Here is a 22390-nt window from a genome sequence, read left to right as displayed (position 1 = left end):
GCGGGCATACGCGGTTAGCGGTTGGAAATGTAGAGCGTGACTTCCAGACCCAGGCGCAGATCAACAAACGTTGGTTTCGTCCACATAGCGTATCTCCTTGAGATGAGAGGGGTAACGATGTGTGGTCAGTCACCCCAGGTCATTTTTAAAACCCGCAGCCAGTTTCGCCAGGCCAGCTTTTCTGCCTGTGCCTGGCTGACACCGGACTTCGCCAGCACGGCCATGAGTCGCGGCAACCCCGTGACATCGCCCAGCTCATCCGGCAGGTCAATACCGTCAAAATCTGAACCAAATGCCACGCGATCTTCACCAAGTTTAGTTAGCAGATACTCGATGTGTTGAAAAATTTTCGTTAAAGACGTGTTACCGTTGCGCTGACCATCGGCACGCAAAAAGGCGGTGCCGAAGTTCACGCCGACCAGCCCGTCGCTGGCGGCGATGGCTTCCAACTGCGCATCGGTCAGGTTTCGCGGCTGCGGGCACAGAGCGTGGGCGTTGGAATGGGTGGCAACCAGCGGCGCAGTGCTGAGCGCGGCGGTGTCCCAGAATGCGCGTTCGTTCATATGCGACAGATCGATCATAATGCGCTGCTGATTACAGGCGCGAATAAGCGCTTTTCCCGCCTCGTTCAGCCCCGGCCCGGTATCCGATGAGCCGGGAAACTGGCCGTTAACCCCTTCCCCAAATGCGTTGGGAAGGTTCCAGAACGGGCCAATACTGCGCACCCCGCGCCCGGTGAACGCATCCAGCCGGGTTAGCTCTGCATCCAGCGCGTCCGCGCCTTCAATGTGCAACACCAGGGCAATCGTACCGTTTTGCAGGCACTGCTCAATCTCACGCACGCTGTGGCACACCGCCATTTTGCCCTGCGAGGCTTCAACCATGCGGTAAAAGAGATCGATTTGCTGGTGGCTGATGCGCAGCGGATCGTGCAAAGCCTGCGCGTCAGCAAGGGAGATGCCGCGCTGCCCGGCTACGTAGCGGGCGGGGGGAACAAAGACGGCGAACAATCCACCGGCGAACCCGGCTTGTTGCATGCGGGGGAAATCGAGATGACCGCCGGTCAGGCCGCGAAAAACCTGTTCAACCGGGGTGTGCTGCTGCTCAATCCACAGACGCAGCAGCAAATCATTGTGACCATCAAAAACCGGGAACCGGGGAACCATTGTCCGGGCCTTTTATGAAAGTAAAACTGGCCGTGAAGGCCAGTTTTGGCGGCGTATTAACGCATGGTGACAAACTCTTCCGCCGCCGTCGGGTGGATAGCGACGGTGTTGTCGAAGTCTTTTTTGGTGGCACCCATTTTCAGCGCCACAGCGAAGCCTTGCAGCATCTCATCCATGCCGGAGCCGATACCGTGAATGCCGACAATCTTCTCTTCCGGCCCTACGCAAACCAGCTTCATACGGCACGGCTGGCGGTGGGACGTCACGGCGGTGTACATCGCCGTGAACGAGGATTTGTAGATTTTCACCTGGTCGTCGCCATACTGCTCGCGTGCCTGCGGTTCGGTTAACCCGACTGTGCCGATCGGCGGATGGCTGAACACCACGGTTGGAATGTTGCTGTAGTCCAGATGTTCGTCCGGCTTGTTATTAAACAGACGCTCGGAGAGACGGCGGCCAGCGGCCACGGCAACGGGAGTCAGTTCCACTGCGCCGGTGTTATCGCCCACCGCATAGATGCCTGGCACGCTGGTGTTCTGGAACTTATCGACTTCAATGTAACCTTTGTTGTTGGTTTTCACCCCGGTCGCGGCCAGGTTGAAGTTATCCGTCGAAGGCTCGCGACCAATCGCCCAAATCAGGCAATCCACGGTCTGCGTGCGGCCATCTTCCAGCGTTAGCGTCAGGCTGTTGTCGGCGTTTTTTACCACCGATTTCGGCACCGCATGGGTGTGCAGCGCCGGGCCTTCGGCGGCCATCACTTCCACCAGCGTGTCGGAAATCATCGGATCAAAGGTGCGCAGCGGGGCATGTTTACGCACAAACAGGTGCGCCTCGGCGCCGAGGCCGTTAATGACGCCCGCCAGTTCAACGGCGATATAGCCTGCGCCCACCACTGCAACGCGTTTTGGCAGCGCGGGCAGGGCGAAGAAGCCGTCGGAATCAATGCCGTATTCTGCGCCGGGAATATCCGGGTGGCTCGGGCGGCCACCTGTCGCGATCAGGATGTGATCGGCGGTGATCGTCTCGCCGTTTACTTCCACGGTGTTGGCATCGACAAAACGGGCAAAGCCGCGAATGACATCAACGTTGTTTTTGCCCAGCACGTTGTCATAGGAGGTGTGAATACGATCGATATAGGCGCTGCGACTGGCAACCAGCTTGCCCCAGTCGAAGTGATTTACGGTGGTATCAAAGCCGTAATCCGGGCCGTACAGATGAATGGCTTCTGAGATTTGCGCGGCGTGCCACATCACTTTTTTCGGTACACAACCGACGTTCACGCAGGTGCCGCCCAGCTCTTTTGCTTCGATCAGTGCGCATTTTTGACCATACATGGCGGCGCGGTTGATCGAGGCAATACCGCCGCTGCCGCCGCCGATGGCGAGGTAGTCGTAATGTTTGCTCATGGTCGTTTCCTTAATCCTGAACGAAGTCGAAAATTGTCGCGATTGTAGCGCGCAGCGCGGAATGTTCCACCAATGGCTGCGATTACTCAGGCACCAGTTGCGTGACCAGCGTATGACCGGTCCCGGCCGGCACCAGTTTGCTGTGCAGCCACGGCAGAAGGTTATTCATTTGCGCTTCCAGCTTCCACGGCGGGTTGATAACAATCATGCCGGAGGCGGTCATGCCGCGGTGATCGCTGTCCGGGCGCACGCCCAGCTCGATTTGCAGAATATTGCGAATGCCGGTGGCTTCCAGATCGCGCAGCATACGTTTGATTTGCTGGCGTAACACCACCGGATACCACAGGGCGTAAACACCGGTGGCAAACCGTTTGTAACCTTCGTTAATCCCGCTCACCACCGCCTGGTAGTCGGTTTTGATTTCATACGGCGGGTCGATAAGGATCAGGCCACGGCGGGAAACCGGCGGCAGTTTGGCTTTTAATTGCTGATAGCCGTCGGCGCGCGCAACGCGAGTGCGCTCGTCTTTCTGGAACTCCTGGCGCAGCAGCGGGAAATCGCTCGGGTGCAGTTCGGTCAGCATCAGGCTGTCCTGCTCGCGCAGCAGTTCGCGGGCAATCAGCGGTGAACCGGGGTAGTAACGCAACTGCTCGCCACGATTAAAGTGACGCACCACGTTCATATAAGGTTCCAGCTCGGCGGGGAGATCGTCTTGTTGCCAGATACGTGCGATGCCTTCCAGATACTCACCGGTGCGTTCCGCGTGCTCGCCGGAAAGCTGGTAGCGCCCCGCGCCCGCATGGGTGTCGAGATAGAGAAACGGTTTCTCTTTTTCTTTCAGCGCTTCGATGATCAGGCTCTGAACAGTGTGTTTGAGGACGTCGGCGTGGTTGCCCGCGTGGAAGCTGTGGCGATAACTAAGCATGGGTACGGAGATTCCAGAATAAACAAAATTTCGCACAGTCTATCGCAGTTCGCGGCGGATTGCCGCTGAACGCGCTGCTTATTGCTGCGATACCCCTTTAAGCGCACCGCCTGGCATTGAAATCTCCTGAACTTGACCCCATGCTAATCAGACACCTTTTTCAACAGGACTGCGCATATGACCAACCCATTATTGACGCCTTTCGAATTACCGCCGTTTTCTCAGATCCGTCCTGAACATGTTGTCCCTGCGGTCACGCAGGCGCTGGACGACTGCCGGAACGCGGTAGAAAGCGTTGTCGCGCAGGGCGGCCCGTATACATGGGCGAATCTTTGCCAGCCGCTGGCGGAAGCAGACGATCGCCTCGGTCGCCTCTTCTCCCCGGTCAGCCATTTAAATTCCGTGAAAAACAGCCCGGAACTGCGTGAAGCGTATGAGCAAACCCTGCCGCTGCTGTCAGAATACAGCACCTGGGTTGGGCAACATGAAGGGCTGTATAACGCGTATCGCGATTTGCGCGACGGCGCCCATTACGACGACCTGAGCGTGGCGGAGAAAAAAGCGGTCGATAACGCGCTGCGCGACTTCAAATTGTCGGGCATTGGCCTGCCAAAAGAGGCACAGAAACGTTATGGCGAAATTGCCGCGCGTCTTTCTGAACTGGGCAACCTCTACAGCAACAACGTGCTTGATGCGACGATGGGCTGGACCAAACTGGTGACCGATGAAGCGGAGCTCTCCGGGATGCCGGAAAGCGCATTAGCCGCAGCGAAAGCACAGGCCGAAGCCAAAGAGCAAGAGGGCTGGCTGTTAACGCTGGATATCCCAAGCTACCTGCCGGTGATGACCTACTGCGACAACCAGGCGCTGCGCGAAGAGATGTATCGCGCTTACAGCACGCGCGCGTCCGATCAGGGGCCGAATGCCGGTAAATGGGATAACAGCCCGGTGATGACGGAGATCCTCGCCCTGCGTCATGAACTGGCGCAACTGCTCGGTTTTGAAAGCTATGCTTATAAATCCCTGGCCACCAAAATGGCGGAAAACCCCTCGCAGGTGCTGGAGTTCTTAACGGATCTCGCTAAACGCGCTCGTCCGCAGGGCGAAAAAGAGCTGGCGCAACTGCGTGCCTTCGCTAAAGCTGAATTCGGCGTTGATGAACTGCAACCCTGGGATATCGGCTATTACAGCGAAAAACAGAAGCAGCATCTGTACAGCATCAGCGATGAGCAACTGCGCCCGTACTTCCCGGAAAACCGCGCCGTTAACGGCCTGTTCGAAGTGGTGAAACGCATTTACGGCATTACCGCTAAAGAGCGCAACGATGTGGATGTCTGGCATCCCGATGTGCGCTTCTTCGAGCTGTATGACGAAAACAACGAACTGCGCGGTAGCTTTTATCTTGATCTCTACGCCCGCGAAAACAAACGCGGTGGCGCATGGATGGATGACTGCGTCGGTCAGATGCGCCGCGCCGATGGTTCGCTGCAAAAACCGGTGGCTTATCTCACCTGTAACTTCAACCGCCCGGTTAACGGCAAACCGGCGCTGTTCACCCACGACGAAGTGATCACCCTGTTCCACGAATTTGGTCATGGCCTGCACCATATGCTGACGCGTATTGAAACCGCCGGTGTGGCGGGTATTAGCGGGGTGCCGTGGGATGCGGTCGAGCTGCCGAGCCAGTTTATGGAAAACTGGTGCTGGGAGCCGCAAGCGCTGGCGTTTATCTCCGGCCATTACGAGACCGGCGAGCCGCTGCCGCAGGAGTTGCTGGATAAAATGCTGGCGGCGAAAAACTACCAGGCGGCGATGTTTATCCTGCGCCAGCTGGAGTTCGGCCTGTTCGATTTCCGCCTGCATGCGGAGTTTAACCCTGAGCAAGGGGCGAAAATCCTCGAAACGCTGGCAGAAATCAAACGCCAGGTCGCCGTGGTGCCGGGGCCGTCATGGGGCCGCTTCCCGCACGCCTTCAGCCATATCTTCGCTGGTGGCTATGCGGCGGGTTACTACAGCTATTTGTGGGCCGATGTGCTGGCCGCCGACGCGTACTCCCGCTTTGAAGAAGAGGGAATTTTCAACCGCGAAACCGGCCAGTCATTCCTTGATAACATCCTGTCCCGTGGCGGTTCGGAAGAGCCGATGGATCTGTTCAAACGCTTCCGTGGACGTGAGCCGCAGATTGACGCGATGCTTGAGCATTATGGTATCGAAGGCTAACTCTTGAAGATTTGTTTGCTGGATGAAACAGGCACCGGAGACGGTGCCTTATCTGTTCTTGCGGCCCGCTTCGGGCTGGAGCAGGACGATGATAACCTGATGGCGTTGGTGCTTACCCCGCTGCATCTTGAGCTGCGCAAACGCGATGAACCCAAACTTGGCGGCATTTTTGTCGATTTTGTCGCGGGCGGGATGGCGCACCGGCGTAAATTTGGCGGCGGTCGCGGGGAAGCGGTAGCCAAAGCGGTCGGTATTAAAGGCAGCTATTTACCGGATGTGGTAGATGCCACCGCAGGCCTTGGCCGTGACGCATTTGTGCTGGCGTCGGTCGGTTGCCGTGTGCGGATGCTGGAGCGTAACCCGGTAGTGGCCGCGCTGCTGGAAGATGGTCTCGAACGCGGTTATGCCGATGCGGAAATTGGCCCGTGGTTGCGCGAGCGGCTGGCGCTTATTCACGCCTCCAGCCTGACCGGGCTTGCGGATATCGCGCCGCGTCCGCAGGTGGTCTATCTCGATCCAATGTTCCCGCATAAGCAAAAAAGCGCGCTGGTGAAAAAAGAGATGCGCGTGTTCCAGTCGCTGGTAGGCCCGGATCTGGATGCCGATGGGTTGCTTGCGCCTGCGCGTCAGTTAGCCATTAAGCGCGTGGTGGTGAAGCGCCCGGATTATGCGCCGCCGCTGGCGGGAATTGCCACGCAATCTGCCGTGGTAACCAAAAGCCACCGTTTTGATATCTACCCCGGTCGCGGGGAATAAAAACGCCCGGTCGCATTGCGCGTACCGGGCGGTATTCTGGCTAACGATTAGCGAGGCATTAATCCTCTTCTTCATCGCGCAGCGGGACAATCAGCATATCGACATGCACGGTGTTAATCAGCTGGCGCGCTGAGGACATCAGCTTGCTCCAGAAGTCCTGATGATGACCGCAAACCACCAGGTCCATATCGTATTTTTTAATGGCGTCTACCAAAACTTGCCCCAAATCACCGCTGCCGCTCAGGGTTTCGGTAATTGGGTAGCCCGCGTTGGTGGAGAGTTCCGTCAGCGCCTGGTGCGTTTCGTCGGAGATGCGTTTTTGCATATCGCCGAGGTTGACGTCAATCAGGCCTGTATAAAGATCGGAGTAGTTCACATCGACATGAATCAGGGAAATTTTCGCGTTGTAAGGACGCGCCATGGAGACTGCTTTCTCAACCAGCAATTTGCTTTCGGGGGAAAGATCGACGGCAATAAGGATGTGTTTGTAAGCCATAGTGTTACTCCTTCCATAAGTTGTCGATGACCATCGGGGTGAAAACCCTGATGCTGTTGCACTGCGCTCGCATCCTGCGTTTCACGTAAGCGTAGCGCCCGGCCGTAAGGATTTCATCTTCATAAGATATTTCTACCTTATAACGCTCTTTCAGTACCGTCAATCAGCCTGGATCACGATTCACTTAACTAAGATTTACAACCAGATGCATTGATGATGCTTTCGTATGTGGCAAAAAAATAAACTGATCTCCTACACTATAAATAAACCGTACGGAACAAGACGGTGTCCCGAAGTTGTCCCGCTCATGGAAGCAAGGTCAATTGCGGAACACCGCCTGTACTGTGCTCCGTCCGGCCCTTGGTAATACAGTTAATTGACTGACTCAGTTGGGTATCCAGGAGCGTGAGTCCAGGAGTGAATCTCTGTGGGTTTTCGCTGGGGAGGGGATATGGTGATCAGCACTGTTGCGCTGTTTTGGGCTTTATGTGTGGTGTGTGTGGTTAACATGGCGCGTTATTACTCATCGTTGCGCGCCCTGTTAGTAGTACTTCGTGGTTGCGACCCCTTGCTGTATCAATACGTGGATGGCGGCGGCTTTTTTACCGCGCATGGCCAGCCCAGTAAACAGATGCGGCTGGTGTGGTACATCTACGGCCAACGTTATCGCGATCACCATGATGACGAATTTATCCGCCGTTGTGAGCGTGTACGCCGCCAGTTCATTTTAACCAGCTCTCTCTGCGGGCTGGTGGTGGTGAGTTTGGTTGCGCTGATGATTTGGCATTGAGCGGCAGAAAACATAAAAAAACGGGCCAGTTTCCTGACCCGTTCTTGTTGTGCATTACACCGCATCAAATCAGATGCAGCGAAAGCCAGTACAGTACGCCAGAAAGAATAACCGACGCTGGCAGGGTAAAGACCCAGGCCATCAGAATGTTGGTCACGGTTTTACGTTGCAGGCCGCCACCGTCAACAATCATTGTCCCGGCAACGGAAGATGACAGCACATGGGTGGTGGAAACCGGCATCCCGGTATAGCTCGCCAGACCGATGGAAACCGCCGCCGTCATTTGTGCGGACATCCCCTGCGCATAGGTCATGCCTTTCTTACCGATTTTCTCGCCGATAGTGGTTGCCACGCGACGCCAGCCGATCATGGTGCCAAGACCCAACGCCAGCGCAACGGCCATGATTATCCAGATTGGCGCATATTCGATGGTGCTCAGCATATCGCCTTTCAGTCTCTTCAGCAGACGTTGGTCATCAGCGCTCACTTCCGGCTGTTTCGCCACTTTATCGGTAATGTCCGACAGGCAAAGCATGATACGGCGCAGCTGACCGCGCTGTTCCAGCGGAACCTGCTCGTAATTCTCAATACCCGTCAGCATCGCTTTTGCGCGATCCAGCGCGCCAATGGCACGGCCCGGATGGCAATGAAACTCGCCTGGCTGGGTGGTCACTTCTTCCGGCGTTGGGATTAACGGATCAACACCGGTCGCTTTTTGCAGCAGCGCCGGATGTTGCTGGAAGAAAATTTCCACGTTATTCACCGCATCACGTGTACGGGTGATGTCGTAACCAGACGCGTTCATATTGACCACGAAGCCCGCAGGCGCGACGCCAATCAGCACCAGCATAATCAAGCCAATGCCTTTCTGGCCGTCGTTTGCACCGTGGGAGAAACTCACGCCAATAGCAGAGAGAATCAACGCAATGCGCGTCCAGAACGGCGGCTTTTTCTTGCCGTCGATCTTCTCGCGTTCAGCCGGAGTCATATGAATGCGTGCGCGTTTTTTGGTGCTGCTCCAGTAGCGACGCAGGATAAATATCAAACCGCCTGCAAAGACCAGCCCGACGATCGGTGACAGGATCAACGATGCGAAGATTTCCAGTACTTTGGGGATATTTAAGGCGTCTACCACAGAGTTACCCGACATCAGCGCATTGGTTAAACCAATACCGATAATCGCGCCAATCAGGGTGTGGGAACTGGAAGCAGGCAAACCCAGATACCAGGTGCCAAGGTTCCAGATAATGGCGGCCAGCAGCATGGAAAAGACCATCGCCAGGCCATGTGCGGAGCTGACATTTAACAGCAAATCGGTCGGCAACATATGCACAATGGCATACGCAACGCTTAACCCACCCAGCAAAACGCCGAAAAAGTTAAACACTGCCGCCATCACAACCGCCAGCTGAGAGCGCATAGCGCGTGTATAAATTACGGTTGCAACGGCATTTGCTGTGTCATGGAAGCCGTTAATGGCCTCGTAAAACAGAACAAAAACCAAAGCAAGCACGAGTAATAGCCCGGTATGAAGATCCAGGCCGGCAAACAAATGTACCATAGGTCGTTAAGCCATTTTTGGGGACACGAACGCCGCGCATTATCAGGGACATTGGCAGTAGGGGCAAAGTGAAATATGTATTTTTTTTGACATTATTTCTTACAACCCACTGAATCTTGAAAATTATCTTATAGTTTTCAACGTTATGTTGATTTTCGCACCTCTATGCTCTGGTGCGACCAGCGTGAACTCTTTACAATCCGCGACGATTTCAGAAGAGGGTGAAGATGTGGAAAGGTTTGATGCCATCGTAGTCGGTGCGGGTGCAGCGGGAATGTTCTGTGCAGCAATGGCGGGGCAGGCGGGATGCCGCGTGCTGTTACTGGATAACGGTAAAAAGCCAGGCCGCAAGATCCTGATGTCCGGCGGCGGCCGTTGCAACTTCACCAATCTTTATGTCGAGCCAGCGGCCTATCTGAGCCAGAACCCGCATTTTTGCAAATCTGCGCTGGCCCGTTACACACAGTGGGATTTTATCGATCTGGTCGGCAAATACGGTATTGCCTGGCATGAAAAGACGCTGGGACAGCTCTTTTGCGATGACTCGGCGCAGCAGATTGTCGATCTGCTGGTGGCAGAGGGCGAAAAAGGCAACGTGACGCAGCGTCTGCGCACGGAAATCCTTTCTGTTGAGCGCAACGAAGATGGCTATACATTGCAGTTGAATGGCGAAAGCGTGCAGGCGGCAAAACTGGTCATTGCCTCTGGCGGTTTATCGATGCCGGGCCTCGGCGCGTCGCCTTTTGGCTACAAAGTTGCCGAACAGTTTGGCCTGAACGTGCTGCCTACACGCGCCGGGCTGGTGCCGTTTACGCTGCATAAGCCGCTGCTGGAGCAGGTGCAAACGCTCTCTGGCGTTTCTGTGCCGTCAGTTATCACCGCTGAGAACGGCACAGTTTTTCGCGAAAACCTGCTTTTTACTCACCGCGGCCTGTCAGGCCCGGCGGTGCTGCAAATTTCCAGTTACTGGCAACCTGGCGAATTCGTCAGCATTAATTTGCTGCCGGAGTGCGATCTGGCGGCCTTCCTGAATCAACAGCGCGAGGCTCATCCGAACCAAAGCCTGAAAAACACCCTGGGCGTGCAGTTGCCGAAAAGGCTGGTTGAATGCCTGCAACAGCTTGGGCAGATCCCTGATGTGACGCTCAAACAACTTAATACCCGCGAGCAGGAAAAACTGGTCGACACGCTTACCTGCTGGCGCGTCCAGCCGAATGGCACCGAAGGTTACCGCACGGCGGAAGTGACGCTTGGCGGTGTGGATACTAATGCGTTGTCATCACGCACCATGGAAGCTCGCAACGTGCCGGGGCTGTACTTTATTGGCGAAGTGATGGATGTCACCGGTTGGCTTGGGGGGTATAACTTCCAGTGGGCGTGGTCCAGCGCCTGGGCCTGTGCGCAGGCGCTGGTCGAAAACGTTTAGCTACAAATATTTAGCAATAACAGTGGCTCTCGGTGGCCAACCCCCCGGTATGGCTTCATTAATAGCGACGAAATGAAGCCAGTTTTTGCACCTGGCGGCCCCGGTGATCGAAGTTCTCTTCATGCAGCCAGCCTTTCATCATCGACGAGAGCCCAGCCCATTCCCGCAGGGTGATTGAGAACACGGTAATATCGCTAAAATGTCCTTTTTGGATCTTTTTATCGCGCAGCACACCTTCTTTAACAAAACCGATTCGTTCAGCCGATTGAATAGCTTCTGTGTTATAACTGCTTGTTCTCCATTCACATCTTCTATATTTCAGTTGATCGAAGAAATACGCCAGTACGATATAAAGCGCCTCGGTGCTCATGCGCGTTCTTTTCATTAATGGTGTCCAGTTCACGTCACCAATATCAAAAGAGCCATTCTCGGGATCGAATTTACCGGCGTAAAAAATGCCTTTTATTATATTGTCCGCTTTATCCTGTATCGCAAAGTATATCCGGTCAGGATGAGATGCCAGATTCCTTAAATAAGCATAGCAGGCCGTCATATTTGCCGGACGGGCATCGCCAAGGTACGTCCAGTCCCGCTCATCATCAATACTTTGCCACTCCGGGAAGAGGTCTTCAGCATGATCCACCGTTAATGGCACGACGTCGCAATAACGCCCTTTAAGTGAAATTTTTTCCGGCAGCGGCCTTTTTGTCCACTCGGGACACTCCTGGCCTATACGTTGACCGTATTGATTAAAAAACTCCATTATCCCCTCCTGATTATTACTGATTTAATCCTGCTTAAGTTTCATTAAATGGGTATTAAGTATCTGTAGGGTAAATGCCGTGGGCATATAATGGTTAGTTTTATATAAGTCATAAATAATAAATAATGCCGGGCAACAGATTTATACCGTGTTTCTTGCTGGGCGTCGCGAATTTAACATGGAAATGCGAGAACCCTCGCGAAACAATTAATTCAGGGTTTGGTTCCGCCTTTTACCATCCCAGCCCCCTAAAACCAGCAAAAACAACGCCCCCACCAACCGCCATACAGTATATTGATGCATTACACCCAGGTCGGACGCCTTCAGGCAAACGCAACAACACATCAACAAGGAAAAGAATGGATACCGCTGAATTTTTCGCGCAACTCGCGCAGCAACTTTTGCTCTCTGCGCCGCTCTTTTTACTGATTGCGCTGGGTTACTGCCTGGGGCGCTTCGCAGGCTGGCCGGAGTCGGTGAACGAAGGGCTGAACCGCTTCTGTTTTAACGTCGCGATCCCCTGCATGTTGTTCAAAGTCATGAGCAAGTTCTATGAAAGCCCGCCGGTGGACATCCGCCTGCTGATCGCCTATTTCGGCAGTTGCTTTGTTATCTATGTCATCGGGCGCATCGTGGCGAAAGGCCTGTTTCGACTCGATTCTGTCTCTGCTTCGGTGTTTGGCCTCGCGGGCATCTTCTCCAACAATGTCATGCTCGGCATTCCGGTCGCCATTATCCTGCTTGGCCCATCAAGCCTCGCTTCGGTTGCGTTGGTTCTGGTTTTCAACAGCCTGATTTTATGGACGTTGGTGACCGTGTCGGTGGAATGGGCGCAAAACGGCAGTTTCTCCCTGCGCGGTATCGGCAAAACGCTGGTCAGCGTGCTGCGCAACCCAATTATCATCGGCATCTTTACCGGTTTTATCTGGAGCTTCGCGCTTCATCGTCCGTTGCCACAATTTCTCGACAGCCCGGTCAGCATGGTCGCGCAGGTTGCGGCGCCCTTAACCTTAATCACCCTGGGCATGAGCCTGTCGCGCTATCAAATCCGCAAAGGGCTGCGTGAAAGCAGCGCCATCGGTCTGCTGAAACTCATCTTCATGCCGGGGCTAATCTGGCTGCTGGCGTATCTGCTGCATCTGCCGCGTGAAGAGAGCCAGGTGGTCGTGCTACTGGGGTCGATGGCGGTTGGCGTTAACGTCTATCTGATGGCGCAAAAATTCCAGGTTTTACAGGGCGCGACCGCCACCAGCATGCTGCTTTCCACCATTATCTCCACGGTCACGACGCCGCTATTTATGATTTTAATGGGCCATTTTTACCCCGACTGGCCCTGAGGATAATCTGGCTTTTATCCACCACCCCTTGCATCCATTCATCCTGTTTCTGTATATATAACGATCTATATAAGTGGTTATATATTTCAACAGGTGACTAATGGATATTCTCTCTGATATGCCCTACGCCTTTCTTGGCAGCCGGTTAAAACGGCTCGCCGAGCAGTTGCAGGCGGAAGCCAGCGTGCTGGTGCAAAACACTGGCATCCATGTTCCTGCGGGGCTTTATCCTGTGCTGCTGGTGCTGGATCGCCAACCCGGCCTGACCATTGGCGAGCTGGCACGTTGCTCACGGGTGAGCCAGCCCGCAATGACCAGCAGCATCAACCGCTTGATCCGCGCCGGGTTAGTCACCCGCCAGAGTGAAGGCGAAGATCGGCGTAAATCGTTTATTCGCTTAACCGCAGCGGGCAAAACCGCCATTGAACAAGGCGAAGAAGTGGCATGGCCGCTGCTGGGCAATGTGGTTCAGGAATTAACGGCTGGTCTTTCCGGCAATTTTATTGAGCAGATAACACAGATTGAAAAGCGGCTTGCTGAGCGTTCGCTGCCCGCCCGCGGTGCGCGTTACACCCGGCTTGATTTATGCCCGATGGAAGAAAATGAACGAGCCGATGTCGTCAACTTATTAAACCGGGCTTACCGCAGCGGTGGGGAAGACGCGGGCTGGACAACCGAGGCCGGTCTGCTTGATGGCGATCGTATCAGCGAAGAAACGCTGCGTCAGGAACTGGCGGATAAACCGAACGCGACGATGCTGGTGTGGAAAACCGCCGCTGGCATTGACGGTTGTGTCTGGGTCGAGCCGACGGGCGATGGCGTGTGGTATCTCGGGTCGCTGGCGGTGTCGCCGTCGCTGCAAAACGCGCAGTATGGCCGACGCTTGCTGGATGCGGCGGAACAGTGGTGCCGGGCGCGCGGCGGGAAAAGCGTACTGATGACCGTGCTGCAAGTGCGCGACACGTTGATTGCCTGGTATCTGCGCCGTGGCTATCACCGCACCGGCGAAACTGAGCCGTTTCCGCTGGATGATACGCGCTTCGGCATCCCGACCCGGCCAGGTTTGCTCTTCGAGGTACTGACAAAATCCCTCGTGTAGTACCGAACGTAGTGTCAAAAGTTTGCCGGAAGCATCACACCCGCTTCCGGCAAACGGCTTACTTCGCCAGATCGTTCAGCAAAGCCTGGTGGAACTTCGCCGGGTCCTGCATCTGCGGTGCATGGCCCAATCCCTGGAACTCAACCAGCCGGGCATGGGGAATAAGTTTCGCCGCCTCTTTACCCAGCACCTGGTAGTTGCCGACCGCTTTTTTCACCTCTGGCGGCGCGCTGTCGCTACCCGGCGCGGTGGTATCGCCGGTGCCGATAAACAGCGTGGTTGGCACGCGTAAATCCTTAAACTCATACACCACCGGCTGGGTGTAGATCATTTCGTAGATCAGCGCCGAGTTCCACGCCACGCGTTGCTTGCCCGGCCCGTTATTTAACCCCGCCAGCATATCGACCCATTTATCATATTCCGGCTTCCATTGCCCCATGTAATAGGTCTTCTGCTCATAGGCTTTAATGCTCTGCGCCGAGGTTTTCAGCTCGCGTTGATACCACTCATCAACATTGCGGTATGGCACGCCTTTCGCTTTCCAGTCTTCCAGCCCAATCGGGTTGACCATCACCAGCTTCTGCGTCTCCTGCGGGTACATCAGCGCATAACGCGTTGCCAGCATGCCGCCGGTGGAGTGGCCCATAATCACCGCTTTTTTGACACCCAGTTTTGCCAGCAACTGATGGGTGTTCTGCGCCAGTTGCTGGAAGCTGTACTGATAATGCGCGGGTTTGGTGGAGGTACAAAAGCCAATTTGATCGGGGGCGATCACCCGGTAACCAGCATTATGCAATGTGGTGATAGTGCTCTCCCAGGTTGCGCCGCAAAAGTTTTTACCATGCAGTAAAACCACGGTCTCGCCATTGGGCTTATCGGCGCGGATATCCATATACCCCATACTCAGGGGCTGTTGTTGGGACTGAAATTCAAAGCGCTGAACAGGCCACGGATAGGCAAAACCTTCCAGTTGTTCGCCATAGTCGGCGGCCTGTGCCGCACCGGTAAATACCAGCGAGAGAAGCAGCGTGCGGGCGGTAAAACGACGCATAAATCCTCCTTATACGATATCGTCCACCACGCCGCCATCCACGCGCAGCGCCGCACCGGAGGTCGCCGACGCCTGTTTCGAGCAGACGTAAACCACCATATTCGCCACTTCTTCCACGGTGGCGGCGCGCTGGATAACGGAGCTGGGTCGATTAGCCATCACAAACTCTTTCGCCAGCGTTTCCAGCGACTTGCCGGTTTTTTCCATCTCATCTTTCATCATTGCGGCAAACCCGTCCGACATCGTCGGCCCCGGCAGCACGCTGTTTACCGTCACGCCGCTACCAGCAACAAACTTCGCCAGCCCGCGCGATAGCGAAAGTTGCGCGGTTTTGGTCACGCCGTAATGGATCATATCCGCCGGAATATTAAGCGCCGATTCCGAGGAGATAAACACCACGCGCCCCCAGCCCTTTTTCACCATGCCGGGCAGTAGCGCACGCGCCAGACGCACGCCGGACATCACATTGGTCTGCCAGTAGTTTTCCCAGGTCTCATCATCGGTGGCGTAAAAATCCTGCGGGCCATAAATCCCGGCGTTGTTCACCAGAATGTCCACTTCCGCTGCGGCTTTCACCAGCGCCTCCACGCCCTGCGCCGAACCAAGATCGGCAATCGCGGTGCGAATTTTTGCCCCGGAGACCTGCTGTGTCAGCGCTGCTTTCGCCTTATTGACTGACGCATCGCTGCGCCCGTTAAGCACAACTTCCGCGCCGCTTTCCGCCAGGCCTTTGGCAATCGCAAAACCAATCCCGCCGGTGGAGGCGGTCACCAGTGCCACTTTTCCGCTCAGATCAATCTTCATCGTCTGCTCCTTATCTGTTGGATTTTGCAAATAACAAAGCCTGGCACATGGGCGAACGGAACGTTGTCAATTGTTGCGCATAAGGCGTCAGGGCTGGCTTATGCCATTCCTGAGATTGCTTTGCTGATTTTATTGCTTCCCACACTGACAGGCCGCCAGGAAGATAATTGCTCCTCTTTTCGCCATATGGATAGCCCATGCTCGCAATAAAAACCCCGCAGACCTGGTTTCATCACGCTGGTCTTCGTCATGACGCAGGGAAATATATTTCGCCGCTCAGTCAATCTATTTTAATTATTACCAGCGCACAGGCCTGGGCGCGGGTGAACCCGGCGCTGGAGACGAGTTTGCGCGCCAGCGGCGTGAAATGGCAGACAGAAATGATGACCGGCTACTGTACCGACGAGCGGGTGGCGCATTATGCGAAACGCGCGCGCAAACTGGGGGTGACAACCGTTGTCGGGGTGGGTGGCGGACGCGTGCTGGATACCGCCAAAGCAGTGGCCGATGTGCTGGAAGGCGGCGAGTCGATAACCATTCCGACGGTGGCGTCCACCTGCGCGGCCTGGTCGCCGCTGGCGGTGTTTTACACCGAAGAGGGCGGGCAAATACGCAGCCAGCCGTTAAAAACCCTGCCAAAACTGGTGCTGGTGGACAGCGAAATTATCGCCCAAAGCGATGTGCGTTATTTAAAAGCGGGCATCGTCGATGCGCTGGCGAAATGGTATGAGTTTCGCCCCTATTTGCAGCACACGCCCGATAACCTGGCGCTGCAATTAAAAGTGCATACCGCCCGGCTGGCGGTAGATATTTACCAGAAGCACGGCGCGCAGGCGCTGCGGGATAATCAGGCGCAAACCGTGACCGATGCGCTGGTGAATGTGATTGATGCCAATATTGCCATTGCGGGCATGGCGAACAGTATTCGCGGGGATATCCCGACCCCTGGCGTTGCCCATGCCATTCACAACCGCCTGACATATGAACCCGCCCTGAACCACTGGCTGCACGGGGAGCGGGTCGGCTACAGCCTGCTGGTGCAGTCGTTTCTGGAAAACGACAGCGACACGCCTGATGAAACCCTGCTGGCGTTGCTGCGCCAGTACGATGCGCCGCTGACGCTGGCTCCGCTAAAAGAGATCCGCCTCGGCGTTATCCAGGCCGTGGCGCACAGCATCACCTTCCCCCGCGCGGCGGCGGATCATTTGCCCTTCCCGTTGGAGCCCGCGCGCATTGAGCGGGCATTGCGCCAGACTGAGCAGTTCTTCACCACTCGCTCGGCGGTGTAGCGTTATTCGTCGGCCGCCAGACACTGCAAATGACCGTGGCGCACGCCGCGCTGGGCGATAACGTCATCAGCGAAATGCTGCACTTCGCCCATCTTGCCTTTCAGCACGGCGATCTCCAGGCAGTCGTCGTGGCTGATATGCACATGCAGCGTGGCAACGGACAAATCGTGGTGATGATGTTGCGTCGCGACAATGCGGCTCGCCAGGTCGCGTTTCTCATGTTCATACACGTAAGAGAGCACGGCGAACCCCTGTTTTTCGTGGTCCTGGGTCGATTCCTGCGCCAGGACGCTGCGTAAAATATCCCGCAGCGCTTCCGAGCGGTTGTGATAACCGCGCCGCTGGCTTAGCGCATCCAGCGTATCAAGCAGCTCATCGTCGAGCGTAATGGTCACACGTTGCATAGCGGCATCCTTTTGCGTTGTGAAGGGAAGGCGGGCAAAACCGCCTGTTGCAGTGCCTGCCCGGCCGGGGAGCAAAAACGCAGGGGCGAAGTGACCTCCAGCGTTTCCACGATTTTGCCCGTGTCCATCACCATCACCCGCTGGCAAAAGCGCTCCACCAGCCGCAAATCATGGGTGATAAACAGACAGGCGACGCCAGAGCGCTGTTGCAGGCGTTTGAGCAGGCTAATCACCCCAGCCTGTAACAGCAGATCGAGGCTGGAGACCGCTTCGTCGAGAATCAGCAGCGTCGGCTCTACCGCCAGTGCCCGCGCCAGGCAAACGCGCTGCAACTGGCCGCCGCTAAGCTGTGGCGGGCGTTTATCGAGCAAGGCGCTCTCCAGTTCCACATCGGTAAGCAACTGCGCAATGCGCTGCGCCTGCTCCGCTTTCGACAGCCCGAGCAAGTGGCGCAGCGGTTCGCGCAGGATCTCGCGCACCGTCATGCGCGGGTTTACTGCGCTAATCGGGTCCTGAAACACCATCTGAATATCGCGGCGAAAATCTTTGCGGGTACGGGAGGTGAGGCGGGAAAGCGGTGTGCCCTGCCACAAAATGTCGCCTGCGTGGGGTGTTTCCAGCCCGACCAGCAGCCGCGCCAGCGTGCTTTTACCGCAGCCGCTGCGCCCGAGCAGGGCGACGGTTTCACCGCTTTGCAGTGACAGTGAAATGTTCTCCAGCACCGGTTGCTGGTGGTAAGCGTGAGAAACGCCCTCAACGGACAGAATGTTCATTGCGCCAGCTCCATGCCGTACAGCGCCAGGTGCGCCGCCACGAGCTGGCGGGTCAGCGGGTGTTGCGGTGCGCGAAACAGGGTTTCGACCGCGCCGCGCTCGATAATGCGCCCGTTGTCCATCACCGCCACTTCATCCGCCAGCCGCGCCACCACGCCCATATCGTGGGTCACCAGCAGCATGCCGGGCTGGCGTTTTTGCATAATGGTCTCCAGCAAATCGAGGATTTTCGCCTGCGCGACGGCGTCCAGATCGGTGGTGGGTTCATCGGCGACGATAAACGGCGCATCGCTGAGCAGCGCCAGCGCGATCATCATGCGTTGCAGCATGCCGCCGCTCATCTCAAACGGATAGAGCGCGAGTACCCGTTTTGCATCCTCCAGCCCGACGCTGTGTAGCGCAGCGATAAGCGTGGCGTCATCGGCCGGTTTGCCCAGCGCCTGGCAGCTTTCCCGCGCGTGTGCCGCCATGGTACGCAGCGGGTTAAAGGCGCTGCGCGGGTTTTGCATGACCGTTGCCACCGTCACGCCACGCAATGCCGGTGGGGAAATGGGCAGGCCGTCGGCAAAAATCTGCCCCGCCGTTTGCCGTACGCCCGCAGGTAACACGCCGAGCGCCGCCGCGCAGGTCAGGGATTTGCCGCTGCCGCTGCCGCCGACCAGCGCCAGTACGCGCCCGCGTTGCAGGGTGAGCGAAACATCCTGCACCAGCGGAGCCTGCGCAGACAGGGCGATATTCTCAAGGCTCAATTGAATGGTCATCAGTGCGCGTGCTCCGTTACCAGATGCGGGTCGAGATGGTCGCGCAGGGCGTCGCCCACCAGATTAAACGCCATCACGCTGATAAACAGCGCCAGCCCCGGCCACAGCATTTGCAGCGGCTGCGTCCAGATATATTGCCGCGCATCGTTGATCATCACGCCCCACTCCGGCGTCGGTGCGCTCACGCCGAGGCCGAGAAACGACATGCCCGCGACGTGCAGCATCATATGGCCGATATCGAGGGTTGCCAGCACCAGCAGCGAGGGCACTACCGCGCCCGCCAGATGGTCGCGAAACACCTGCACATAGCTCGCGCCGCTTAAGCGTGCTGCCAGCACATATTCGCGGCTACGCAGGGAAATCACGAGGCTTCTCACCATGCGCGCATACCAGGCCCAGTGAGAAAGGGCGATGGCGATAATCACATTGGTCAGCCCGGTGCCGAGCACGCCCACCATAAAAAACGACAGGATCGAGGTGGGAAAGGTCATAAACACATCCGCCACGCGCATGATCATTTGGTCGACTCGCCCGCCGAGCAGCCCGGCGCAGCCGCCGGCACTTAACCCCAGCGCCAGCACCAGCAGCAGGCAAATCATGACCGAACCGAGGGACACGCGCGTTGCCGCCAGCAGGCGTGAAAAAATATCGCGCCCGAGGTGATCGGTGCCGAGCCAGTGCTGGCTGCCCGGCGGCAACAGGCGAGCCGGTAGATCAATGGCTTGTGGATCGTAAGGCGTCCACCACTGGCAGGTCAGGGCAATCATCAGCAGCAAAAGCAACATCAGCAGCGCGAAACGCACCGGCCAGCGCGCGGTTTTTAAAAAGTGCATCAGCGCGCTCCTTCGTGGTGGCGAATACGCGGATCGAGCGCGGCGCTCAGCAGATCGACAACCAGATTGCAGAGCACAAAAACCATCACCATCACCAGCGTGAAGCACTGGATAACCGGGTAGTCGCGGTTAAAGATAGCCGACACGGCGTAGCGGCCAATGCCGGGCCAGGCGAAGATGCTTTCGATAATCATCGTGCCGCCAATCAACTCGCCGATGTGCATCCCGAGTGCGGTGATCACCGGCAAAGACGCGTTACGCAAAATATGTCGCCGCTCGGTTTGTCGTTCGCTTAACCCCCGCAGCCGCGCCCAGGTGACATGGCGCTGTCCGGCGGCTTCCAGCATGCTGGCGCGCAGCAGACGGGCGTTGATCGCAAGCGACATAAACGCAATGGAGATGGCGGGTAAAATCAGATGCTGCCAGCCGCCGTAACCCAGCGCGGGCAGCCATTTCAGGTGCACAGAAAAGAACATCACCAGCAGGAAAGCCAGCCAGAAGTTGGGCATCGACACACCAAGAAACGCCACCGCGCGCACCAGAAAATCCGGTAGCCCATCGCGGTGACGCGCCGCCCAGATGCCGAGCGGCACCGAGGTGAGCAAAATCAGCACTAACGCCGCACCGGCCAGTTGCAAGGTGGCGGGCAAAAAGTGCAATACATCGTCGAGTACCGGGCGCTGGGTGGCGTACGAGATGCCGAAATCCAGGTGCAGCGCGCGCCACAGCCAGTGGGCGTATTGGTTAGCGAGCGGCTGCTCCAGACCAAGCTGCACGCGCGTGGCGGCAATCATTTCTGGCGTTGGCGGCAGGTTGGAAAGGCGCAAATAATCCATCGCCGGATCCCCCGCGCCGAGGCGCAGCAGCAGGAAAATCACCACCGAGGCGGCAAAGATCATCGGGATCAGCAACAGCAGCCGTTTCACGACATAGCGGCTCATTTCGTCGCGTCCGGTTTGATTTGATCAAAGGGGATCTCCGAGGCGATCGGCGCAAACGGGATTGTCCCCAGTTCCGGTTTTGCCACCACCAGCGTGGAGACATAGCTGATGGGCAGATAAACCGCCTCGTTGTGCAGCCGGGTGAGGATGTCCCGGTAAAGCGCCTTGCGCGCATTTTCATCGCGGGTAGTGAGCACCTCGCCAATCTCTTTGTCGATGACGGCTTTGTCCGGCAAGCCCAGTTGCGCCTGATAATCCGCATGGGACGGGACGCGCATTGAACTCATAAACGCGTGGGGATCGTACGGCGCACCCCAGGTACGGTTGAAAATCATGCCGAAGCGCCCGTCGCGCTGGCGGGCGTAGATGCTGCTCTCCTCTTCACCGACCAGCGCAATATCCACGCCGACCTGGCGCAGATTGGCCTGAATAATCTCTGCCATGGATTTGCTGAGCGCATCGGTGCCGGTAAAGGCCAGTTCGATATGCAGCGGCTGACCGGCTTTTTCACGAATAGTTTTGCCAGCCGGAAGCGTCCAGCCAGCGTTATCTAATAACGTTTTAGCCTGTTCAGGATCGTACTGGCGGGCTTTCAGGCCGATATTGGCGTAGGGCACCGTCGGGGCGAACAGCGTATCGGCAACCTGTTGCGTGCTGTACAGCGCGCCGTCGATCAGCGTTTTTTTATCCACTGCGTAGTTCAGCGCTTCGCGCACTGCCTGCTCGTTGGTCGGCGCACGGGCGGAGTTCAGCGCTAGCATTACCGTTTCTACCGGTGCGGAAAGCTGCGTGTGCCAGGCCGGGTTCTGGCTATAGCGGGCAAAGGTATCCAGCGTTAACAGCCCTTCGTTGCCGTACAGCAGATCGATATCGCCGGTTTCAAACGCCACCGCGCGGCTGGTCGGATCGGGGATCACTTTAATAATGACTTTGCTGAGTGCCGGTTTCTGCCCCCAGTAGTGTTCATTGCGCACCATCACGTCATATTGGTTGAGGCGTGACGCCTGCAACACCCACGGCCCGGTGCCAATTGGCGCAATAATGCCGTTCATCGTCTCGTGGTTTTTAAACTGTGATGGGGCGATAAAGCGAAACGGGCGGGGCAGGGCGAGTTCTTGCAAAAACGGGTAGTAGGCGCTTTTTAAGGTGATTTGTAACTGGCTGGGGCTTAAGGCTTTGACGTCGGTTATCTGGTTGGCGAGTTCCAGCCAGGCGTGGCGCGGGCGGTTATCCAGCACGGCGCGAAAGTTCTCTGCGGCGGCCCCGGCGTTAAACGGCTCGCCGTTGGAAAACGTCACCCCATCGCGCAGGGTAAAGACCCAGGTTTTGCCATCCTCCGAGTGTGTCCAGCGTGTTGCCAGCCAGGGTTGCACACTGCCGTCGGCCTGGTATTTCACCAGCGGTTCGTAAACCATGCTTTGGGCGAACATCTGGTTGGGGGTGTAGAGATGGGGATTGAGCGGGCCAACATTTACTGGCCAGGCGGTGGTGAGAGTTTCATTGGCCGCAGAAGCAGCAAACGATGCGCAGAGCAGCAGCAGAGCGCCAGCATGACGGTAAAAAGACACGTTAAGCTTCCTGACGAA

Annotated in this window: 22 protein-coding genes; 7 read left to right on the top strand and 15 right to left on the bottom strand. The window is 56.6% G+C overall.

The features are described from left to right. Nucleotides 1-14: 14 nt before the first annotated feature. The 4 genes from pqqA to Q5705_05675 form a co-directional block, all read right to left on the bottom strand. Nucleotides 15-86: a pyrroloquinoline quinone precursor peptide PqqA gene (gene pqqA, locus Q5705_05690; protein ID WLI78981.1), complete on the bottom strand. Its 72-nt coding sequence runs from the start codon at nt 84-86 to the stop codon at nt 15-17. Between the two features lie 39 nt (nt 87-125). Further along, a complete protein-coding gene (locus Q5705_05685) occupies nt 126-1166 on the bottom strand; it encodes a dipeptidase (GenBank protein ID WLI78043.1) in 1041 nt (346 codons plus the stop codon). A 56-nt stretch (nt 1167-1222) separates the two neighbouring features. Then, a complete protein-coding gene (gene gorA, locus Q5705_05680; GenBank protein WLI78042.1) occupies nt 1223-2575 on the bottom strand; it encodes a glutathione-disulfide reductase in 1353 nt (450 codons plus the stop codon). An 82-nt stretch (nt 2576-2657) separates the two neighbouring features. Beyond that, nucleotides 2658-3500 carry a 23S rRNA (adenine(2030)-N(6))-methyltransferase RlmJ gene (locus tag Q5705_05675; GenBank protein WLI78041.1) on the bottom strand — a complete coding sequence of 281 codons (843 nt, stop codon included), beginning with the start codon at nt 3498-3500 and terminating at the stop codon, nt 2658-2660. Nucleotides 3501-3677: 177 nt separating this feature from the next. Here Q5705_05675 and prlC point away from each other — a divergent pair, with 177 nt between their 5' ends. Both prlC and rsmJ read left to right on the top strand, forming a co-directional pair. Further along, nucleotides 3678-5720 (top strand): oligopeptidase A, encoded by a 2043-nt coding sequence (prlC, locus tag Q5705_05670; GenBank protein WLI78040.1) that lies wholly within the window; start codon nt 3678-3680, stop codon nt 5718-5720. A 3-nt stretch (nt 5721-5723) separates the two neighbouring features. Next, nucleotides 5724-6476: a 16S rRNA (guanine(1516)-N(2))-methyltransferase RsmJ gene (rsmJ, locus tag Q5705_05665; protein WLI78039.1), complete on the top strand. Its 753-nt coding sequence runs from the start codon at nt 5724-5726 to the stop codon at nt 6474-6476. 58 nt (nt 6477-6534) lie between these two features. On the opposite strand, the gene uspA is transcribed toward rsmJ, so the two are convergent. Then, complete coding sequence (gene uspA, locus Q5705_05660) at nt 6535-6972, bottom strand: universal stress protein UspA (protein WLI78038.1); 438 nt, start codon at nt 6970-6972, stop codon at nt 6535-6537. Nucleotides 6973-7426: 454 nt separating this feature from the next. Between uspA and uspB the strand changes: the two genes are divergently transcribed. Further along, nucleotides 7427-7762: a universal stress protein UspB gene (gene uspB, locus Q5705_05655; protein ID WLI78980.1), complete on the top strand. Its 336-nt coding sequence runs from the start codon at nt 7427-7429 to the stop codon at nt 7760-7762. A gap of 64 nt (nt 7763-7826) precedes the next feature. On the opposite strand, the gene pitA is transcribed toward uspB, so the two are convergent. Further along, nucleotides 7827-9323 (bottom strand): inorganic phosphate transporter PitA, encoded by a 1497-nt coding sequence (pitA, locus tag Q5705_05650; GenBank protein WLI78037.1) that lies wholly within the window; start codon nt 9321-9323, stop codon nt 7827-7829. Between the two features lie 229 nt (nt 9324-9552). Here pitA and Q5705_05645 point away from each other — a divergent pair, with 229 nt between their 5' ends. After that, entirely contained in the window at nt 9553-10749 is a 1197-nt protein-coding gene (locus Q5705_05645) for an NAD(P)/FAD-dependent oxidoreductase (GenBank protein ID WLI78979.1), read from the top strand. 58 nt (nt 10750-10807) lie between these two features. Here the strand turns inward: Q5705_05645 and Q5705_05640 are convergent, their stop codons facing one another. Continuing rightward, a complete protein-coding gene (locus tag Q5705_05640; protein ID WLI78036.1) occupies nt 10808-11512 on the bottom strand; it encodes a GNAT family protein in 705 nt (234 codons plus the stop codon). Between the two features lie 359 nt (nt 11513-11871). On the opposite strand from Q5705_05640, the gene Q5705_05635 reads away from it, so the two are divergent. Both Q5705_05635 and Q5705_05630 read left to right on the top strand, forming a co-directional pair. Next, complete coding sequence (locus Q5705_05635; GenBank protein WLI78035.1) at nt 11872-12849, top strand: AEC family transporter; 978 nt, start codon at nt 11872-11874, stop codon at nt 12847-12849. A 100-nt stretch (nt 12850-12949) separates the two neighbouring features. Then, a complete protein-coding gene (locus tag Q5705_05630) occupies nt 12950-13948 on the top strand; it encodes a bifunctional helix-turn-helix transcriptional regulator/GNAT family N-acetyltransferase (GenBank protein WLI78034.1) in 999 nt (332 codons plus the stop codon). Nucleotides 13949-14006: 58 nt separating this feature from the next. Here the strand turns inward: Q5705_05630 and Q5705_05625 are convergent, their stop codons facing one another. Then, nucleotides 14007-14999, bottom strand: a complete 993-nt coding sequence (locus Q5705_05625) for an alpha/beta hydrolase (GenBank protein WLI78033.1) — start codon at nt 14997-14999, stop codon at nt 14007-14009. Nucleotides 15000-15008: 9 nt separating this feature from the next. After that, a complete protein-coding gene (locus Q5705_05620) occupies nt 15009-15803 on the bottom strand; it encodes an SDR family oxidoreductase (protein ID WLI78032.1) in 795 nt (264 codons plus the stop codon). A 197-nt stretch (nt 15804-16000) separates the two neighbouring features. Between Q5705_05620 and Q5705_05615 the strand changes: the two genes are divergently transcribed. Further along, nucleotides 16001-17092 (top strand): iron-containing alcohol dehydrogenase family protein, encoded by a 1092-nt coding sequence (locus Q5705_05615; protein ID WLI78031.1) that lies wholly within the window; start codon nt 16001-16003, stop codon nt 17090-17092. Between the two features lie 2 nt (nt 17093-17094). Here the strand turns inward: Q5705_05615 and nikR are convergent, their stop codons facing one another. The 6 genes from nikR to nikA are packed head-to-tail and all read right to left on the bottom strand — an operon-like array spanning nt 17095 to nt 22372. Continuing rightward, nucleotides 17095-17496 (bottom strand): nickel-responsive transcriptional regulator NikR, encoded by a 402-nt coding sequence (nikR, locus tag Q5705_05610; protein ID WLI78030.1) that lies wholly within the window; start codon nt 17494-17496, stop codon nt 17095-17097. Further along, nucleotides 17484-18269, bottom strand: coding sequence for a nickel import ATP-binding protein NikE (nikE, locus tag Q5705_05605; protein WLI78029.1), 786 nt, complete (start codon nt 18267-18269; stop codon nt 17484-17486). The genes nikR and nikE overlap by 13 nt, the downstream gene beginning before the upstream one ends. Beyond that, a complete protein-coding gene (nikD, locus tag Q5705_05600) occupies nt 18266-19030 on the bottom strand; it encodes a nickel import ATP-binding protein NikD (protein WLI78028.1) in 765 nt (254 codons plus the stop codon). Before nikD ends, nikE begins: the two co-directional genes overlap by 4 nt. Further along, nucleotides 19030-19863, bottom strand: coding sequence for a nickel ABC transporter permease subunit NikC (gene nikC / locus Q5705_05595; protein ID WLI78027.1), 834 nt, complete (start codon nt 19861-19863; stop codon nt 19030-19032). The genes nikD and nikC overlap by 1 nt, the downstream gene beginning before the upstream one ends. Next, nucleotides 19863-20804 (bottom strand): nickel ABC transporter permease subunit NikB, encoded by a 942-nt coding sequence (gene nikB, locus Q5705_05590; protein WLI78026.1) that lies wholly within the window; start codon nt 20802-20804, stop codon nt 19863-19865. The genes nikC and nikB overlap by 1 nt, the downstream gene beginning before the upstream one ends. After that, nucleotides 20801-22372 carry a nickel ABC transporter substrate-binding protein gene (gene nikA, locus Q5705_05585; GenBank protein ID WLI78025.1) on the bottom strand — a complete coding sequence of 524 codons (1572 nt, stop codon included), beginning with the start codon at nt 22370-22372 and terminating at the stop codon, nt 20801-20803. Before nikA ends, nikB begins: the two co-directional genes overlap by 4 nt. Nucleotides 22373-22390: the final 18 nt, after the last annotated feature.

This window comes from Kosakonia sp. H02, from assembly GCA_030704225.1.
Taxonomy (GTDB): Bacteria; Pseudomonadota; Gammaproteobacteria; order Enterobacterales; family Enterobacteriaceae; genus Kosakonia.
Note: the sequence above shows the minus strand (reverse complement) of the source record. Positions and strands in the feature narration are given on the sequence as shown.

Bases quoted from the DNA above. Each gene is read 5' to 3' on its own strand.
- Q5705_05685 (WLI78043.1), bottom strand. From the start codon at position 1,166: ATGGTTCCCCGGTTCCCGGTTTTTGATGGTCACAATGATTTGCTGCTG.
- gorA (WLI78042.1), bottom strand. From the start codon at position 2,575: ATGAGCAAACATTACGACTACCTCGCCATCGGCGGCGGCAGCGGCGGT.
- Q5705_05675 (WLI78041.1), bottom strand. From the start codon at position 3,500: ATGCTTAGTTATCGCCACAGCTTCCACGCGGGCAACCACGCCGACGTC.
- prlC (WLI78040.1), top strand. From the start codon at position 3,678: ATGACCAACCCATTATTGACGCCTTTCGAATTACCGCCGTTTTCTCAG.
- uspA (WLI78038.1), bottom strand. From the start codon at position 6,972: ATGGCTTACAAACACATCCTTATTGCCGTCGATCTTTCCCCCGAAAGC.
- pitA (WLI78037.1), bottom strand. From the start codon at position 9,323: ATGGTACATTTGTTTGCCGGCCTGGATCTTCATACCGGGCTATTACTC.
- Q5705_05640 (WLI78036.1), bottom strand. From the start codon at position 11,512: ATGGAGTTTTTTAATCAATACGGTCAACGTATAGGCCAGGAGTGTCCC.
- Q5705_05635 (WLI78035.1), top strand. From the start codon at position 11,872: ATGGATACCGCTGAATTTTTCGCGCAACTCGCGCAGCAACTTTTGCTC.
- Q5705_05630 (WLI78034.1), top strand. From the start codon at position 12,950: ATGGATATTCTCTCTGATATGCCCTACGCCTTTCTTGGCAGCCGGTTA.
- Q5705_05625 (WLI78033.1), bottom strand. From the start codon at position 14,999: ATGCGTCGTTTTACCGCCCGCACGCTGCTTCTCTCGCTGGTATTTACC.
- Q5705_05620 (WLI78032.1), bottom strand. From the start codon at position 15,803: ATGAAGATTGATCTGAGCGGAAAAGTGGCACTGGTGACCGCCTCCACC.
- Q5705_05615 (WLI78031.1), top strand. From the start codon at position 16,001: ATGCTCGCAATAAAAACCCCGCAGACCTGGTTTCATCACGCTGGTCTT.
- nikR (WLI78030.1), bottom strand. From the start codon at position 17,496: ATGCAACGTGTGACCATTACGCTCGACGATGAGCTGCTTGATACGCTG.
- nikE (WLI78029.1), bottom strand. From the start codon at position 18,269: ATGAACATTCTGTCCGTTGAGGGCGTTTCTCACGCTTACCACCAGCAA.
- nikD (WLI78028.1), bottom strand. From the start codon at position 19,030: ATGACCATTCAATTGAGCCTTGAGAATATCGCCCTGTCTGCGCAGGCT.
- nikC (WLI78027.1), bottom strand. From the start codon at position 19,863: ATGCACTTTTTAAAAACCGCGCGCTGGCCGGTGCGTTTCGCGCTGCTG.
- nikB (WLI78026.1), bottom strand. From the start codon at position 20,804: ATGAGCCGCTATGTCGTGAAACGGCTGCTGTTGCTGATCCCGATGATC.